Genomic DNA, 14858 nt, shown 5'->3' on the forward strand with positions numbered 1-14858 from the left:
CGACCTACGCGCTGTGCTGCAATCCAGTGCCGGCGCCTCGGCCCCGCGTGACCGGTTGATTCACCTGTTGGTAAAGGCCGGCAACGTACGGAAAACGGTCTCTGCGTGGCGGCTAATTCGTTGGGGCGGAAAATCATCGGGTTCGGCAAGCACGAGCCGGCCAGCGTCCCAGAAGAGTGCGTAGATGGTGCGGGCGGTGAGTTCCACGTCGACGTCGCCGTGCCGTTTGACTGGCGTGCTCGAGCGTACGAATGTCGTCAGTGCCGCAATCATGGCCTGCCGACCGCTCTCGAGGCGCCGCCGGAAGGCTGGAGTGCTGCTGTCGGCCAGCATGAAGATCGCCCGCCACCGATTGGGGGCATCGTGCACGGCGGCGAGAAAGGTTGCGAGGCATTCGGACACGGCTTTGGCCGGGTCGTCGGTAGGCGTCCTCGGCACAGCTTCGGCCAGCTGGGCAAGTGCAGCGGCTTCCTCTCGATCGAGGCACGCACGTAGCAATTGCTTGGAATCTTCGAACAGCCCGTAGATGACCGGACGGCTGACGCCGGCCTCCTTGGCCACAGTATCGATCGAGACCTTGTGGACGCCGTCTTTCACGATGACGTCCAACGCCGCATCGAGGACTTGTTCACGACGGAGTTCCGGCGCCATGCGCGGTGCGTACGTGCGGCCCATCCGTCCAACCATAACGGCCGACCCCTTTCCCGCATCGCAACCCGCCTTGACATGAAGCACCGCCCTGTAAATACTACAGTCACTGTAGCTACATAGAGTGTAGATTCAAGGGAGGGCGCATGCCGCGTCGGTATTGCATCATCGGAGCCGGATACACCGGCCTCGCCGTGGCGAAGGCGTACACGGATCTAGGGCTGGACTACGACCAGGTCGAGGCAACCGACGCGATCGGCGGCAACTGGTCGCACGGCGTGTACGACTCGACGTATCTGATCAGCTCGAAGAGTGTCACTGAGTATCCCGACTATCCGATGCCGGCGGCTTACCCGGATTTTCCGAGTGCGGCGCAAATGCGCGAGTATCTGCGGTCCTTCGCGTGCGAGTTCGGCCTGGAGCGGCGTATCGAGTTTGGCGCTCTTGTCACCCGCGTGGCGCCACTGGACGACTCGGGGCTGGCCGGGTGGCGTGTCGAGTTCGCCGACGGCGCCATGCGTGAGTACGCGGGGGTCGTGGTGGCCAACGGTCACTATTGGGATGTGAACGTTCCCTCGTATCCGGGGGAATTCAGCGGCAGGCAAATCCATTCCAAAAACTACAAGCGGCCCGCCGATCTCGCCGGCCCGAGGGTGCTGGTCGTGGGTGCTGGGAACTCCGGCTGCGATCTGGCCGTCGAGGCAGCGCTGACGTTCGGGAACTCAGAGATTTCACTGCGCCGCAGCTACTGGTTCATCCCGAAATATGTCTTCGGCATACCCAGCGGCGCGTTCGACCGCGGATCGATCCCGGTTCCGAAAGTATTGCAAGAGGCGGTATTTCGCGCCATCGTTGCGCTCGGGATGGGCAGATTCGGCAGTTTCGGTCTGGAGAAGCCGAAACACCGGATCTTCGACCAGGACCTGGTTGTGAACCAGCAGCTGCCGTACTTCCTCAAACACGGCAGGATCACGGTCCGCGCGGAAATCGACCGCTTCGAGGGGCACACGGTCCATTTCACCGATGGCAGCAGCTGCGAGTACGACACCATCGTTTGGGCGACGGGCTTCAAAACCACCTTTCCCTTCCTGCGCGACGGACTGCTCACGTGGGAGCACGGCCAACCGCGCCTGATCGCGCACACCTTTGCGCCGGGCTTGGCAAATCTATATTTCGCCGGCCTGGTCGCCCCACGTTCGGGGGCAGGCCGACTGCTGATGAACAGTTCCCGGCTGCTCGCCGAGGCCGCAGTGCTGCAGTCTCGAATGGAAACCCCGGTGGGTGACCTTTACGGGCACGTCGCGAAGCCGTCGAGCGAGATCCTCGCCGGCGGTCCGGAGCTGCGATGGGAAATGCTGCGCGGTACATGGCTGGTGCGCATGATGGCCCGGTCGAAAACCGTGCGCTCGCTGGCATCTCGCACTCTGTCTGCAACAGCACCATCCCCGCGCGTCATCGCGCTCGCGGACCAATCCGATCCTCAATTCGATTGCCAGAGAGCAGGAGTCTTGTCATGACGAACAGCAATGCGTCCCGCGTGGTTGCAGTGGGCAGCCCGTTGACGCTGCCGTGTGGCGTGACGCTGCCGAACCGGATCGCCAAAGCGGCGATGAGCGAACAACTCGCCCACACCGACGGCAGCCCCAGCCAAACGCTGATCCGCCTCTACAGTGCCTGGGGCCGGGGCGGCGCGGGCCTTCTTGTCACCGGCAACGTCATGATCGATCGCCGTGCCTACGTCGAACCCCGCAATGTCACCGTCGAGGACGACCGGCACCTCGAGGCGATCGGCAACTGGACGCGTGCCGGTTCGCGTGAGGGTGCCGTGATGGTCATGCAGATCAACCACCCCGGTCGAGTCGCGGTGGGCCCGCTGCACCGGCGCCCGGTTGGGCCCTCGGCGTTGCGGCCACAGGCAGTCGGGTTCAACCTGCGCAAGCCACGCGCGTTGTCGCTCGACGACATCGCCGATGTTCGGCGGCGCTTCGCTCGAACAGCTGAACTCGCTGTGGCCGGAGGCTTTTCGGGTGTACAAGTGCATGCCGCGCACGGCTATCTGCTTTCACAGTTCCTCTCCCCTATCGCCAACCAGCGCGATGACCGTTATGGCGGTAACGCTGAGAACCGCCGGCGTCTGTTGTTGGAGGTCGTCGCCGACGTTCGGAAAGCCATCGGCCGCAACGCGATTCTGTCGGTGAAGCTCAACTCGGCGGACTTTCAGCGCGGCGGGCTCGAAGAGCGCGAATCCCTCGATATTGCGCTTTCGCTTGAACAAGCCGGTATCGACTTGCTCGAGATATCGGGAGGCAACTACGAGGCCCCCGCCATGACCGGTGTTGTGGTCAACCCCAATCGTTCACCGGAGGCATATTTCCTGCGGTACGCCGAGGCACTGCGGTCCCGATCCACCATGCCGGTGATGCTCACGGGTGGTATGCGGACCCTCAGCTTCATGAACAGGATGCTGCGTGACGGCACGGTCGACGTCATCGGTCTGGGCCGGCCGTTCGCGATCCGCCCTGACGTCGCCACCGGACTGCTGACCGGTTGCCGGGAACCAGTCACACTACCCACCGCGCCACGGATCCCGATCCCCGAAGCCGTGCCCGTCAACTCCTACTTGCAGCTGGCTTGGCACGCCGCGCATTTCAGGCGGATAGCCCGGGGCGCCACGCAAGTCAGCGGTCCGGGCGTGGTCCGCACTCTGCTCGCCGCCGGTTCCACTGTGACTGCGCACGCGCTCACGCAATTCTGATCAAAGGAGAATTTCCATGAGTCTGCCCACTCCCAGTTCGGGTACCCGCGCCGTGGTCACCGGCGCCTCCTCCGGTATCGGCGCCGCGCTGGCGAACGCTCTTGCCTGGCGCGGATATCCGTTGATTCTGGTGGCGCGCCGCGAGGACCGATTGCGCGAATTGGCCGACCGGCTGATGGCACGGCATTCGATCGAGGTCGAGGTCCGCGCGGCCGATCTGTCTGATGGTGATGCGCGCGACCGACTGTGCGACGAACTGGCCGATCGCGATATCGCAGTGCTCTGCAACAACGCCGGTTTCGCCACATATGGCGAGTTGGCCCGGTCGAATCCCGCACGCGAGCGCGAGCAAGTAGAGCTGAACGCCGTGGCAGTGCACGAACTCACCATGGCGGTCCTGCCGGGCATGATCAAACGCAACACCGGGGCAATCCTGATAACCGGATCTACCGCCGGCAACCAGCCGGGTCCGCACAATGCCACTTACGCCGCCACCAAGGCGTTCGCCAACACCCTCGCCGAATCGCTGCACGGTGAACTCGCCGGCACTGGTGTGCAATGCACGTTGCTTGCGCCGGGTCCGGTACGTACCGAGTACGCCGAGGCAGCACAAGCGCCGAACCTCGAGCGAATGGTGCCTGGCCCGCTGTGGGTGTCTGCCGAACAGGCCGCAGCCGCGGCAATTGCGGGCATGGGCGCCGGCCGCCGTCGCGTGGTGCCGGGTTCGTTCGCCAAGCTGCAGACCCTCGGTGGTCAATACACACCGCGCGGATTGATCGGTCCGATCTTGCGCACCGTTTACCGAAAGGTGAAGTGACATGAGCTTCGAACCAGTCACCCGAACGTCCGGTCGCTCGTTCGTGGGTGACGTGGGGCGTGCATGGACGCTCGCCGATCCGCGCCGCAGCCTCTACCGCGACGCCCACTATTTCAGCGCGACCGTCGAGATCGATCCCGAGCAGATGCAGCGGTGGCTGCCAGCAGGAGTCCGGCTCGCCGACCCGGCCCGCGCTGACTTATTCGTGGCGTGGTTCCCGGACTGCAACTACGGCTCGATTTACCATGAGGCCGGGCTATTCGTACACGTCAAGACCATGCAGGGCACAGGAATTCACTGCCCGTGGATGATTCTTGATGACGATGTCGCATTGATCCTCGGTCGGGAGTTACTCGGCTATCCGAAGAAGATGGGCGACATCAATTGGGTGCTCACCGACACTGAGATCAGCACTGTAGCCGCCAGACGCGGTCACAAACTACTCACCATGAGCGGGCGTCTCGGCGAGGTCATGGCCGATCCGCCTCCCATCCTGGCTCGCCCGCACCGCAACGTCACCGGGCTTGCGGGAGTCTTCCCTTCCTGGGTGGTGGCATTCACACCCCGCGAACGGGTGATCGAGGTCCGGCGCATCGACGACTTCTCGCTCGAAGTCCACGGGTCCGAACGCGATCCGATCGACCAGATGGGCATTGGACGTGTCACCGAGGCGCGGTTGCACCGGGTCGATTTGGCAAGCGGATGGATGCCCCCGATCCCCTTGCGCCCCTTGACTCCTCTGTTTGCGATGACTCGCCTTCGGCCTCGGACGCTGTGACCACCGTGGGTATCGCCGAACGTCTTACCACCGCACCGGTTGCTATTCCGCGACCGGAACTCACTGCGTCATTTCCCCGCATCGACACCTTTGACCAAGCACTGACCGCCCCCGGCGGCTACGGCGCTCGCCTACGCGCCTGCCGCACCGCAGCCCTGGACTTCCGGCGTCAATTCGCCGCAACGGGCCAACCAGATTCAGTCCGAACCCACGATCTGATCTCGTTGCCTTACCCGACCCGATATGGCTTGTTCCGGGCCGCTGCTAGCCCGACACCCTTCGTCACCATCACCAACAGAATGCTGATCATCCGCTGGACAGACAGCGATGGCGCGCGCCGCACCCTGTTGTTCGAGCCGAGCGATCATCAACTCGATGCCAACACACCGTATTTTGCCGAGTTGCAGCGGTTGTCACCTGGTCCGCTACGCAGCCTGTTCGTACACGAGCACACCGATGTCTTGACCGCCTGCATGGCCGCGGGTGTCTGTCCAACCGAAGTTGATTACATCGCATTCGACCATCTCCACACGCAGGATGTCCGGCGCTGGCTGGGCACCTCACGACCCCAACCCGACATCAGTCCGCGAGCGCCGGTGAAGGCCGCCTTTCCCAACGCCAAGTTGCTCGCCCAGCGCGACGAGCTGAACGCGATGGCCGACCTACATCCGTTCCAGCGACCCTGGTATCAGCCCACCACGTTCGTCGACGTGCCTCCGGAGAAGATCCAGCCGTTGGACGGCAGCGTGCTGCTCGGGCCCGGCGTCGCGCTGATCTCCACTCCCGGCCACGCGATGGGTAACCAGACCTTGATCCTCAACACGGACAACGGGATCTGGGCCATCAGCGAAAATGCCATCGCTAGCGAATGTCTCACTCCCGAACACTCTCGCATTCCCGGCCTCGCGCGCTCGGCACGGTCGTGGGGACACGAGGTCGTACTCAACGCAAACACCATCGAGACCACTTACGAGCAGTACAATTCCCTCGTCATTGAGAAGACCATCGCTGAAGTCTCACAACGGGATTCACGATTCCTGCAGTTCTTCCCCTCCAGCGAGCTAACCCCATCTCGCCTCAACCCTGGCACGGCGCCCACCTTCACCCATCGTGCGATCCGCCATGGCTGACCCACGTGTCGCCGGCGACAGGAATACGCCGGAACCGAATATTGCGGGGTGATCAGTAAGGGACTGGGTCTGCACCAGGATGAATCGCGAACGCACTCGTCGGCGCCACGTTTGTCGTCGGTCGGGCACGGGTAGCCAACCCATAGGAGAAAGCCGCAGAGCTCTGACCGCTCCGAGGCGGGCCCGAACATCTTGGGTCGGCCCGTTGCGGCACGTATGCGCAGCCACCACAGGAGAACTTATGTTGTCGAACATCTCGCTCACGTCGATGATCGCCGTCGCTGGCGCGACCGCCGCGGTGGTACTTGCGCCGGGTGCGTACGCAGACGGGGGGTCCGCCCCGTGTGCGGACGAAGGCAGTGCCACCGTTTGCCAGTCGCCGGGAAACGCCAATGTCATCGCCACGCCGCCCGAGCAGGCCGGTGGCAGTGGCGACGGCGGTGGCGGCGGTGCCTCGGGCGGGGGGAATAGTCAGAACGGCCCGTACGGACCGTCGGGCTCACAACCTCCAGTGGGCTAGGCCCGGCAAAGAAGCCCACGTAGACGCGCCAGGTCGCGCCTCTCCCCTGTAGCGAATTCACAGTCCGCGTTGTCTCCGGCTGGGCGGGCTGACCACTCAACGCGGTCCGACTGCTAGACGGGCACCAACTGGGTGGACACTATGGCGTGGCCCTTTCTGCAACAGTCTTCAAAGTCGAACTCGGCGTCTCCGATGTCGATCACGGTTACTACGCCGATCACGCGCTGACCGTGGCCCGTCATCCCAGTGAGACCGATGAGCGGATGGTGGTGCGCCTGTTGGCTTTTGGGCTGCGCGCACACCGACTCAGTGACGTCGACGGTGAGTTGGTGTTCGGGGCGGGCCTGTCCACTCCAGGCGTACCAGACTTGCGGCTCGCCGACTACACCGGCCGGATCCTGGAGTGGATCAACGTCGGCCAGCCCGACGAACGGGTCTTGGGCAAGGCGGCCAGCCAGGCCGAGCAGGTGCTGCTCTTCCCGTTCGCAGCGGGCGTGGCGACGTGGTGGCGAACCGTCGGTCCCAAAGTGGCAGGGCTGCCGAACCTGTCGGTGGTGCAGATACCGCACGCATCGGTGCAGCAACTGGCGCAGAGTGTCGACCGCCGGGTCTCGGCACAGGTGATGGTGATCGAAGGTCAGGTGACGATGACCGTAGGCGGAGTCGACGTCACCTTCACGCCTGAGCCATTGATGTGAGCGTTCGCGCCGAGCGACCAGTCCTGTCATTGGTTTCGGTTGCCGTGTAGCGCTTTCCGCCGATCACCACCGAACCGCGTTGCCAAGTTTGGCAGTGAGGCGCGTCGCCATACGAGATGCCTGCGGCCGATGCCAGGATCGAGATATGAAGAAGAACTCGGCGCGGCTGATCCCCAGAGGTACCGACGAATCGCGCCACGTGGTGGAACGGGTTCAGCTTGTGATGGACCTGACGTCGCAGCTGAACGTTCTACGGCACTCGGACGTGGATGGTCGCAACTCGTTGCTGAAGGAAATCCTGGGACAGTCGCTGCCTGAGACCACCACGATCTATCCGCCGTTTTATTGCGACTATGGCCTCAACGTGCGTCTGGGCGACCGGGTATTCGTCAACCAGAATTGCTCGTTTTATGACCTCGGGGGCATCACAATCGGTGACCGCACCATGATCGGGCCAGGGGTCACGCTCTGCACCGCCGGCCATCCCGTGGAACCGGCGGCCCGGTTCGACGGCATCACGGTCTCCCCGATCGATGTCGGGACGAATGTGTGGATCGGGGCCAACGCGACCATCGCTCCTGGCGTCACGATCGGCTCGGGATCGGTCGTTGCCGCGGGCGCCGTGGTGGCAACGGATGTCCCCCCAAACTCACTCGTCAGCAGCGCCAGCCACATCCAGCGACGCGATCTTGGCGCCCAACAGGTCGATGCGGAAGAACGAAAAGCACGCGACACCAACGAGTTTCGTCAGCCAGGCGCATGAGTCACGGTACGTGAGCGCTGCTCGCGTACCGTGACCGCGTCCTTATGCCGTCGCTGGTTGCGCTGACACCCGTTGACGACCTCGGATCAAGGAACCGAGACGCAACCTACGCCGGGCACACAACCTCCGCCGCCGCCGGGGCCACCGCCGCCGGACGGACCCCCGGGAATGCTGCCTCCGCCGCCTCCGGGCCCCCCAGCGCCGGTCGGTCCGCCCGGAATTGAGCCACCGCCGCCTCCGGGGCCGCCGGCGCCCGTCGGTCCGCCGGGAACGCTGCCGCCTCCGCCGCCGGGACCCCCGCTGCCGGTTGGTCCGCCCGGGATTGAACCGCCGCCACCTTCAGAGCCACCACCACCAGTGGCCCCACCTGGGGCGGAGCCGGGTGACGTGGTTGTCGGTGACATGGTCGAAGTCGGCGTCGTCACTGTCGTGGTCGTCGAGTTGGTGGTCGTCGTTTTGCTGCCTTCATCGGTGCCGCATCCCGTGGCGAGAGGAAGTACCGCGACGCCGGCGATCAGGCCGATCCAGGCCGAGTGCCTACGCCACGATGCTCGCGATTGCGGGCGGATGGTCGTGTCAGCTGTCAATCTCATGGTGATGTTTGCCTCCCTCTCGGCTGTCGTAGCGGTATTCCCCGAGATTGAGACTTCCAATCCTCAATGGCTCAATTGGCGACTCGCCTCGTCTGGATCGCCACTGGAAACGGACATTGACGTCAGTCAAACGCCGAGCGGATCTCTACGCTGGCATGCGCTTCTTGGAAGCCCTGGTCGGAGACGAGGGTCAGCCGGGCGCTGTCGTGGAATCGTCGGAGTGTGGTTGCGCCGCAAGATGTCATGGTGGCTTTTAGCTTGGCGATTGTCGCCGCGAGGCCTTCGTTGAGATCGCCGGCGTAGGGCACGTAGCCGTCGACACCTTCTTCGAAGGTCAGTCCGGTTCCGGGCTGTTCATAGCGCTGCCAATTGCGGGCGCGGTAGGAGCCCTCACCCCAATATTCTTTGACGTAGCCGTCGGCCGTGGCCACTTTCGCTCCGGGCGCCTGATCGAAGCGGGCGAAGTAGCGGCCCATCATGACGAAGTCCGCGCCCGTGGCCAAGGCGAGCGCCACGTGATAGTCCTGCTGCAGGCCGCCGTCGGAGCACACCGGCACGTATTGACCGGTGCGTTGTGCGTAGGCATCCCGCGTTGCCGCGACGTCGAGAACTGCGGTGGCCTGACCGCGGCCGATACCCTTCTGGTTGCGGGTGATGCAGATCGATCCCCCACCAACGCCGACCTTGACGAAGTCCGCCCCGGCATCGGCCAGGTACTCGAATGCACGCCCGTCCACGACGTTGCCCGCTCCGATCACCACATCGGGATAACGGGTTTTGACCCAGTCGAGCGCGCGGGCCTGCCACTCGCTGTAGCCGTCCGATGAGTCCAGGCACAGCGCGTCCGTGCCGGCGTCCAGCAGTGCGGGAATGCGCTCGCGGTAGTCGTGTGTGTTGATGCCCGCACCTACCCGCAAACGTTTTTCGGCGTCAAGCAACTGATGGGGATAGCGCTCGCCATCGGTGTAATCAGGACGAAAGTCCAAGTGCTGCAGCTGTTTATCAGAGTCCACGACTGGCAGGCAGTCCAGAGAGGTAGCGGGTCGTACGTTGGTGTCTCTGGCGACGAATCCTGCGTCGAAGGACTTTACTGCCTGGACGTCGGCGACCTGCTCCGCAGTCGGACGATTGTGATGCAGAAAGCTCAACCCGCCGTGGCGGGCCAGCGCGATCGCCAACTCCGGTGAACTGACCGCCTGCATGATCGCCGAAGTGAACGGCACCTGCAGTTGAAGCCGCGAAGGCTCCCCGATGGCGTGGCGCGCCAGCGGCGCAACGAGTTGCACGTCGTCAGCGCGGCACTCAGTCGATGTTCTATTGGGCAGGAGCAAGAATTCATTGAATGTGCGGGATACGCCCTCGACTATCTGTGCCATAGAACAGCTTGACGTACGGCGGAAGCGAGATCAACTCAGCCACGCCGCCGTCACAGAGTCTTCGTTGCGATGAAGACTTCGAGAGCGACAGACTCTATGAAGCGCCCCGATGGATTGACCGCCAGCAGGGCGGTGCTCAGCGCCTCCTCAAATGCGCTCTGACCGTTGCCGAGCAGTTGGCGAAGTGGCAGTGAGGTCGAGTACAGAAAGCCGATGATTCGATCGATCGTCCACGAACGGCGGAATTCATGGACCACCCGGCTCACCTCCGAAAAAGGTGAATCCGCCAATATCTCCTCATGAGTCCGGCGGTCATCAAATGATGGTGCACGAACAGCTTGGCGATGCGTCGCGACGAAGCGGAGCTGGACGTCTTGGATGGCCTGTTGCCACGGCGAGCTCGGCAATAGAAGGTTTGTGTCGCTGGCGATGATCAGACTGCCATCGTCATCGACCATGTCATCGAGGTCGGTGAGGACTTGTGCACGGTCCATCCAGTGAAAAGAACGTCCCATGACGACCGCCCTGAATTGACCCAGACCGGTCGGGATGTCTGATGAACTCCCTTGTTTCCAAAGCACATTGGTGATGCCCTGCTCTTCGGCTTGCCGGGTAGCCTCGGTGAGCATGTCGATTTCGGGGTCGACGCCGACCGCTTCGGCGACGTGGCCCGCCAACGGCAATGTGAGTTGACCAGTCCCACAGCCAAGGTCGAGCAGACGACCGGTGCCATCTAAGCCCACGTGCTGGAGCAACTCGTTGATGACGACCGCCGGGTAACCGGGGCGATAACGTGCGTAGTACCAGGCGGTGCCTTCAAAAAGGCTGCCATTCCGGCTGTGACATTCATTGGTCTCGCTCATGCTGGTCCTCCCCGAACGCCAGCCAGGTGCTTCGGCCTCGATTCTAAAGACGCAACAAGATCGGAGCCGTTCCCAAGGATGAAAATCCTTTGATTTCAGTACCGCCGTGCTGTCACGATTGCCCCATGCCCGTCAACATCAGGGACGCCGCGGCTGCGGACGCGATGGCTGTTGCGGAGGCCCATGTGCGGTCGTGGCAAGTCGGTTACCGCGGCCTGCTTCCGGCGGCGTACCTCGATGGCTTGCGACCCGAAGACAGAGCTAGTCGGTATAGCTTCGAGCAGATGCACCCCGACGGACCCTTCACCCAGGTCGCGATCGACGGGAACACGATCTGCGGTCACGTGACCACCGGCCGTTGCCGAGACGATGACCTGGCGTGCGGCGGCGAGATCTGGGCACTCTACGTCGACCCGCCCAGGTGGGGCGGCGGGATCGGACACTGCCTCATCACCGCTGGCTGCGCTCACCTGCGCAGTCGAGACTATGACATGGCCTCACTCTGGGTTCTATCGGGAAACGACCAGGCCCGTCGCTTCTATGAATCGGCCGGGTGGCACAGCGACGGCACCCAACGCACCGACCGCATCGGCGACCATCTCGTCCACGAAGTGCGCTACCAGCGGGCACTGCGACAAAGCTGATTACCGATCCCCTTGTATCGCAAAGGATTTCGAGTATTGAGCTACGCGTGCCCCGCGCCACGGCACGAGTATTGCGATTCGGGTGTTGTGTGCATCGGCCTGTTGTAGCTTAACTGGGGCTGGGTCAGGTCAATTCGATTCGACCGGAAGGCAAGCCATGACGCTCGAAGTCATCAAGACCATCCCTGTCGGCGGCTCCCCGAGCCGGGTGGCACTCACTCCCGATGGTGGCCGCGCTTACGTCCTCAACGGCGGCGGCGACTCCGTCTCGGTCATCAGCACCGCGACCAATACGGTCACCACCACCATCCCCGTCGGCGACTTGCCAGACTCGGTGGCCATCTCCCCCGATGGCACGCGTGCCTACGTCACGATCGAGAACGCAGGCACGGTCTCGGTGATCAGTACCGTCACCAACACCATCACAGCGAACATTCCCGTCGGTGACTTCTCGGGCGGAATCGCGCTGACTCCCAACGGCGCCCGTGCGTATGTCGCTGCGGCACATAGTCCGGCCACGTCCGGAGACGTCGTGGTGATCGACACGACCACCAACACGGTCACCGCGACCATCCCCGTCGACGGACATCCCAACGCCGTCGCGGTCAGTCCGAACGGCACGCGCGCCTACGTCACGAACTGGAACCTGGACGGCTCCGTGTGGGTGATCAACACCGCCACCAATACCGTGATCAAGACCATTCAGGTCGGTGACTTGCCCAGCGGTGTTGCGGTCAGCCCCAACAGTTCCCGCGTCTACGTCACCAACGCGGCGCCCATCGGAACGGTCTCGGTGATCAACACGACGACAAATACGGTCACCGAGACGATCCCTGTCGGCAACTCACCCATCGGCGTTGCGGTCGGCCCCAGCGGCGCCCGCGTCTACATCACCAACCGTGGCTACCCTGGACCCGGCTGCTTGCAGGTGATCAACGCCGCCACGAATGATGTCACCGACACTCTCGACGTCGGCGAAGACGCTTGGGCTCTGGCGGTCAGTTCCGACGAAAAGCGCATCTATGTCACCAATCTCGGCGACGATTCGGTGTCGGTGATCGGCGACCACGTTCGCCACTTCCCCGACGTGCCCGACCTGGTCGGCGACATACTCGGCGGTGTCGCGGGTGATGGTGGCGGATGGCTGATCGTCGGCCACCACTTCTACAAAATCCCGCCGCGTCCCCTCGCGGTCGTGCGGATCGCGCGAGCAATAGCACCCTTCCTCGGCCAGCCGATTGAGAACCGGGACTTGGCCAAACAACTGCGCAATGCCCTGAATAGACGCAAATAACCTCGTTCGTTCGTCGCCCCTAGGCCCGTCGTAACCCGCCCTCGGCTGTGTTGATCACCGCGTCTCCGACCGACAACGCCTTCCACGTCGCGCGGTCGACGCGCACAGTGATCGTTCGCCCGTCGTCGAGCCGAATGCGCATGCGCCGGTACAGGTTCGCCCCGTCGAGTAGTGCGCGGTACTTCTTGACGACGGTGCCCTCCCACTCTGCAGTTGACATCTCATCCACCGCCGTTCACCGAGCGACTCGGTAACGGAGGTGAGCGACGCCTGGGGCGTGCAGCACACGCACGAGCTCCAACTGCGGTTGGCCGGGCTGGAATCCGTCCAGTAGGCGCTCACCCGAGCCGAGGATCACCGACGACACCTGCAGATCGATCTCGTCGACCACGCCCGCCTTGATCGCCTGGCGTGCGCACGACGCGCCACCGGCGATCGAGATGTCTTTCCCGTCGGCGGCCGCCACAGCTTGTTTGTACGCGGATTCGATGCCGTCGGTGACGAAATGGAACGTCGTACCGCCGTTCATCTCGATCGGGTCGTGGGCGTAGTGCGTGAGGACGAAGACCGGGCAGTGATACGGCGGGGCGTCGCCCCACCAGCCTCGCCAATCCGAACCGTCCCAGTCACCGCGAACCGGTCCGAACATGTTGCGCCCCATGATGGTCGCACCCATGCCGTCCAGCATCTCGGACATCACCTGTCGGTTGACAGGGTGCTCTCTGCTGGGACCGATATGCCAGTCGTGGAGTGCGAGCCCGCCCACGCCTATCGGATTCTGTTCGGTCTGATCGGGCCCGGCGACATAGCCGTCGGCTGAGATCGACATCGAAAGGTTGGTTCGCGCCACGTCAAGTTCCGTTCCGTCGGTTCATCGGTTGACTCTGTTCAATAAGACCGCTGTGTCACCGGAAACTCATCGGCGTCCGATAGCGCCGTGCGCAATATTCACGCCTGCACGTCTTGACCCGCGCGTTCGCTTTCTAATCGGGCCCAGGCCCCGGTTTGTCCTCGCCGGCGGCCAGAGAGGCCAAGTGGACGAGTCTGTCGTGGCTGGGCGTACCTGGTTCAGCCGTCCAGACCACAAGTTGTTGGCTCGGATCTGTTGTGACATCCAGGGTTTCCCAGTCGAGAGTGAGTTCGCCGACGATCGGATGACGGATTGTCTTGGCGCCACCGGTCTGGGTCGCGACCTCATGTTCGGACCACCATTGTCGGAAGTGGGCATCCTTGGCCGAGAGGTCGTCGACGAGCTCGGCCAGCTGCGGATCGTCTGGGATGTGAGCGGCCTCCATGCGGAGAAAGGCGACGCATTCAGGGGCGACGCTGTCCCAGTCTGCGTAGCGCGATCTGATCTCGGAATCAGAGAAGACCAACCGGGCGTAGTTCCGCTGCTCCTCCGGAATTTGAGAGAAGTCGGTCAGCAGAATGGCCGCTTGCTGGTTCCAGGCCAGGATGTTCATTCGGTGGCCGAGAATTATCGCGGGGAATGCGAGCGCATCGAGCAAGCGCCTCGTTTGGGGCCGGATCGTTTGCGCCCGGGGCGGCGCCGCAGGTGGACTGTATTTTCCGGCTAGCTCGAACAGGTAGTTGCGTTGGTCGTCATTGAGGCGCAGCACTTCGGCGAGAGTGTTGAGCACGGGTGTGGACGCCTGCAGCCGACCCTGCTCGACTCGGGTGTAGTACTGGTCGCTGATCGAGGCAAGCTGCGCGACTTCCTCGCGACGAAGGCCGGGGACTCGTCGGCGCTGCCCGTCTTCGGGCAATCCCACCTCAGCAGGGGTCAGCGCCGCCCGTCGAGACTTCAGGAACCTCCCCAACTCGCTGCCGAGGGCATCGCTACTCACACGATCACGCTACCGTCGTCGAGTGTTTCAGCCAGCCGATTGCACGGCTGCCAGGCGGTAACAGGGTATGGATTTGTACCTGCCCCACCGTTGGTCCGCGTGGCAGGGTGGCAACTGAACAGAACGGCTCGG

Annotated in this window: 16 protein-coding genes; 9 read left to right on the forward strand and 7 right to left on the reverse strand. The window is 63.4% G+C overall.

Features of this window, described 5'->3' with window-relative positions; translation table 11 throughout:
• Nucleotides 1-60: 60 nt before the first annotated feature.
• On the reverse strand, nt 61-675 hold the full coding sequence (locus ACWW1C_RS13945; protein ID WP_455983973.1) for a TetR/AcrR family transcriptional regulator: 615 nt from the start codon (nt 673-675) through the stop codon (nt 61-63).
• Nucleotides 676-842: 167 nt separating this feature from the next.
• Between ACWW1C_RS13945 and ACWW1C_RS13950 the strand changes: the two genes are divergently transcribed.
• From ACWW1C_RS13950 to ACWW1C_RS13980, 7 genes are all read left to right on the forward strand, one after another.
• Nucleotides 843-2165 (forward strand): flavin-containing monooxygenase, encoded by a 1323-nt coding sequence (locus ACWW1C_RS13950; RefSeq protein ID WP_455983974.1) that lies wholly within the window; start codon nt 843-845, stop codon nt 2163-2165.
• Nucleotides 2162-3403 carry an NADH:flavin oxidoreductase/NADH oxidase family protein gene (locus tag ACWW1C_RS13955; RefSeq protein ID WP_455984277.1) on the forward strand — a complete coding sequence of 414 codons (1242 nt, stop codon included), beginning with the start codon at nt 2162-2164 and terminating at the stop codon, nt 3401-3403. Before ACWW1C_RS13950 ends, ACWW1C_RS13955 begins: the two co-directional genes overlap by 4 nt.
• Nucleotides 3404-3419: 16 nt before the next feature.
• Entirely contained in the window at nt 3420-4220 is an 801-nt protein-coding gene (locus ACWW1C_RS13960; protein ID WP_455983975.1) for an SDR family NAD(P)-dependent oxidoreductase, read from the forward strand.
• Between the two features lies 1 nt (nt 4221).
• Nucleotides 4222-4998, forward strand: coding sequence for an acetoacetate decarboxylase family protein (locus tag ACWW1C_RS13965; RefSeq protein ID WP_455983976.1), 777 nt, complete (start codon nt 4222-4224; stop codon nt 4996-4998).
• A gap of 5 nt (nt 4999-5003) precedes the next feature.
• Nucleotides 5004-6128, forward strand: a complete 1125-nt coding sequence (locus tag ACWW1C_RS13970) for a hypothetical protein (RefSeq protein WP_455983977.1) — start codon at nt 5004-5006, stop codon at nt 6126-6128.
• Between the two features lie 666 nt (nt 6129-6794).
• Nucleotides 6795-7346 carry a YaeQ family protein gene (locus ACWW1C_RS13975; protein WP_455983978.1) on the forward strand — a complete coding sequence of 184 codons (552 nt, stop codon included), beginning with the start codon at nt 6795-6797 and terminating at the stop codon, nt 7344-7346.
• A 145-nt stretch (nt 7347-7491) separates the two neighbouring features.
• Entirely contained in the window at nt 7492-8109 is a 618-nt protein-coding gene (locus ACWW1C_RS13980) for a DapH/DapD/GlmU-related protein (RefSeq protein WP_455983979.1), read from the forward strand.
• 86 nt (nt 8110-8195) lie between these two features.
• On the opposite strand, the gene ACWW1C_RS13985 is transcribed toward ACWW1C_RS13980, so the two are convergent.
• The 3 genes from ACWW1C_RS13985 to ACWW1C_RS13995 form a co-directional block, all read right to left on the reverse strand.
• Nucleotides 8196-8633 carry a hypothetical protein gene (locus ACWW1C_RS13985; RefSeq protein WP_455984278.1) on the reverse strand — a complete coding sequence of 146 codons (438 nt, stop codon included), beginning with the start codon at nt 8631-8633 and terminating at the stop codon, nt 8196-8198.
• 191 nt (nt 8634-8824) lie between these two features.
• Nucleotides 8825-10078: an IMP dehydrogenase gene (locus tag ACWW1C_RS13990; protein ID WP_455983980.1), complete on the reverse strand. Its 1254-nt coding sequence runs from the start codon at nt 10076-10078 to the stop codon at nt 8825-8827.
• Nucleotides 10079-10128: 50 nt separating this feature from the next.
• On the reverse strand, nt 10129-10941 hold the full coding sequence (locus ACWW1C_RS13995) for a class I SAM-dependent methyltransferase (protein ID WP_455983981.1): 813 nt from the start codon (nt 10939-10941) through the stop codon (nt 10129-10131).
• 125 nt (nt 10942-11066) lie between these two features.
• Here ACWW1C_RS13995 and ACWW1C_RS14000 point away from each other — a divergent pair, with 125 nt between their 5' ends.
• The gene (locus ACWW1C_RS14000; RefSeq protein ID WP_455983982.1) at nt 11067-11585 is read left to right on the forward strand and encodes an N-acetyltransferase family protein; all 519 of its coding nucleotides are present in this window, start codon (nt 11067-11069) and stop codon (nt 11583-11585) included.
• A 157-nt stretch (nt 11586-11742) separates the two neighbouring features.
• Nucleotides 11743-12879, forward strand: a complete 1137-nt coding sequence (locus ACWW1C_RS14005) for a YncE family protein (RefSeq protein WP_455983983.1) — start codon at nt 11743-11745, stop codon at nt 12877-12879.
• Between the two features lie 19 nt (nt 12880-12898).
• On the opposite strand, the gene ACWW1C_RS14010 is transcribed toward ACWW1C_RS14005, so the two are convergent.
• The 3 genes from ACWW1C_RS14010 to ACWW1C_RS14020 all read right to left on the reverse strand — a co-directional run bounded on the left by ACWW1C_RS14010 (nt 12899) and on the right by ACWW1C_RS14020 (nt 14726).
• Nucleotides 12899-13099 (reverse strand): DUF7489 domain-containing protein, encoded by a 201-nt coding sequence (locus ACWW1C_RS14010; RefSeq protein WP_455983984.1) that lies wholly within the window; start codon nt 13097-13099, stop codon nt 12899-12901.
• Between the two features lie 15 nt (nt 13100-13114).
• Complete coding sequence (locus ACWW1C_RS14015; protein WP_455983985.1) at nt 13115-13729, reverse strand: dihydrofolate reductase family protein; 615 nt, start codon at nt 13727-13729, stop codon at nt 13115-13117.
• Nucleotides 13730-13862: 133 nt separating this feature from the next.
• Nucleotides 13863-14726, reverse strand: a complete 864-nt coding sequence (locus tag ACWW1C_RS14020; RefSeq protein WP_455983986.1) for a helix-turn-helix domain-containing protein — start codon at nt 14724-14726, stop codon at nt 13863-13865.
• Between the last annotated feature and the right edge of the window lie 132 nt (nt 14727-14858).

It is taken from the genome of Mycobacterium sp. HM-7 (genome assembly GCF_053852335.1).

What these genes read in the sequence shown, in the direction of transcription:
- ACWW1C_RS13990 (WP_455983980.1), bottom strand. Translation starts at nt 10,078, where the DNA reads ATGGCACAGATAGTCGAGGGCGTATCCCGCACATTCAATGAATTCTTG.
- ACWW1C_RS13995 (WP_455983981.1), bottom strand. Translation starts at nt 10,941, where the DNA reads ATGAGCGAGACCAATGAATGTCACAGCCGGAATGGCAGCCTTTTTGAA.
- ACWW1C_RS14005 (WP_455983983.1), top strand. Translation starts at nt 11,743, where the DNA reads ATGACGCTCGAAGTCATCAAGACCATCCCTGTCGGCGGCTCCCCGAGC.
- ACWW1C_RS14000 (WP_455983982.1), top strand. Translation starts at nt 11,067, where the DNA reads ATGCCCGTCAACATCAGGGACGCCGCGGCTGCGGACGCGATGGCTGTT.
- ACWW1C_RS13965 (WP_455983976.1), top strand. Translation starts at nt 4,222, where the DNA reads ATGAGCTTCGAACCAGTCACCCGAACGTCCGGTCGCTCGTTCGTGGGT.
- ACWW1C_RS14010 (WP_455983984.1), bottom strand. Translation starts at nt 13,099, where the DNA reads ATGTCAACTGCAGAGTGGGAGGGCACCGTCGTCAAGAAGTACCGCGCA.
- ACWW1C_RS13960 (WP_455983975.1), top strand. Translation starts at nt 3,420, where the DNA reads ATGAGTCTGCCCACTCCCAGTTCGGGTACCCGCGCCGTGGTCACCGGC.
- ACWW1C_RS13945 (WP_455983973.1), bottom strand. Translation starts at nt 675, where the DNA reads ATGGGCCGCACGTACGCACCGCGCATGGCGCCGGAACTCCGTCGTGAA.
- ACWW1C_RS13980 (WP_455983979.1), top strand. Translation starts at nt 7,492, where the DNA reads ATGAAGAAGAACTCGGCGCGGCTGATCCCCAGAGGTACCGACGAATCG.
- ACWW1C_RS13955 (WP_455984277.1), top strand. Translation starts at nt 2,162, where the DNA reads ATGACGAACAGCAATGCGTCCCGCGTGGTTGCAGTGGGCAGCCCGTTG.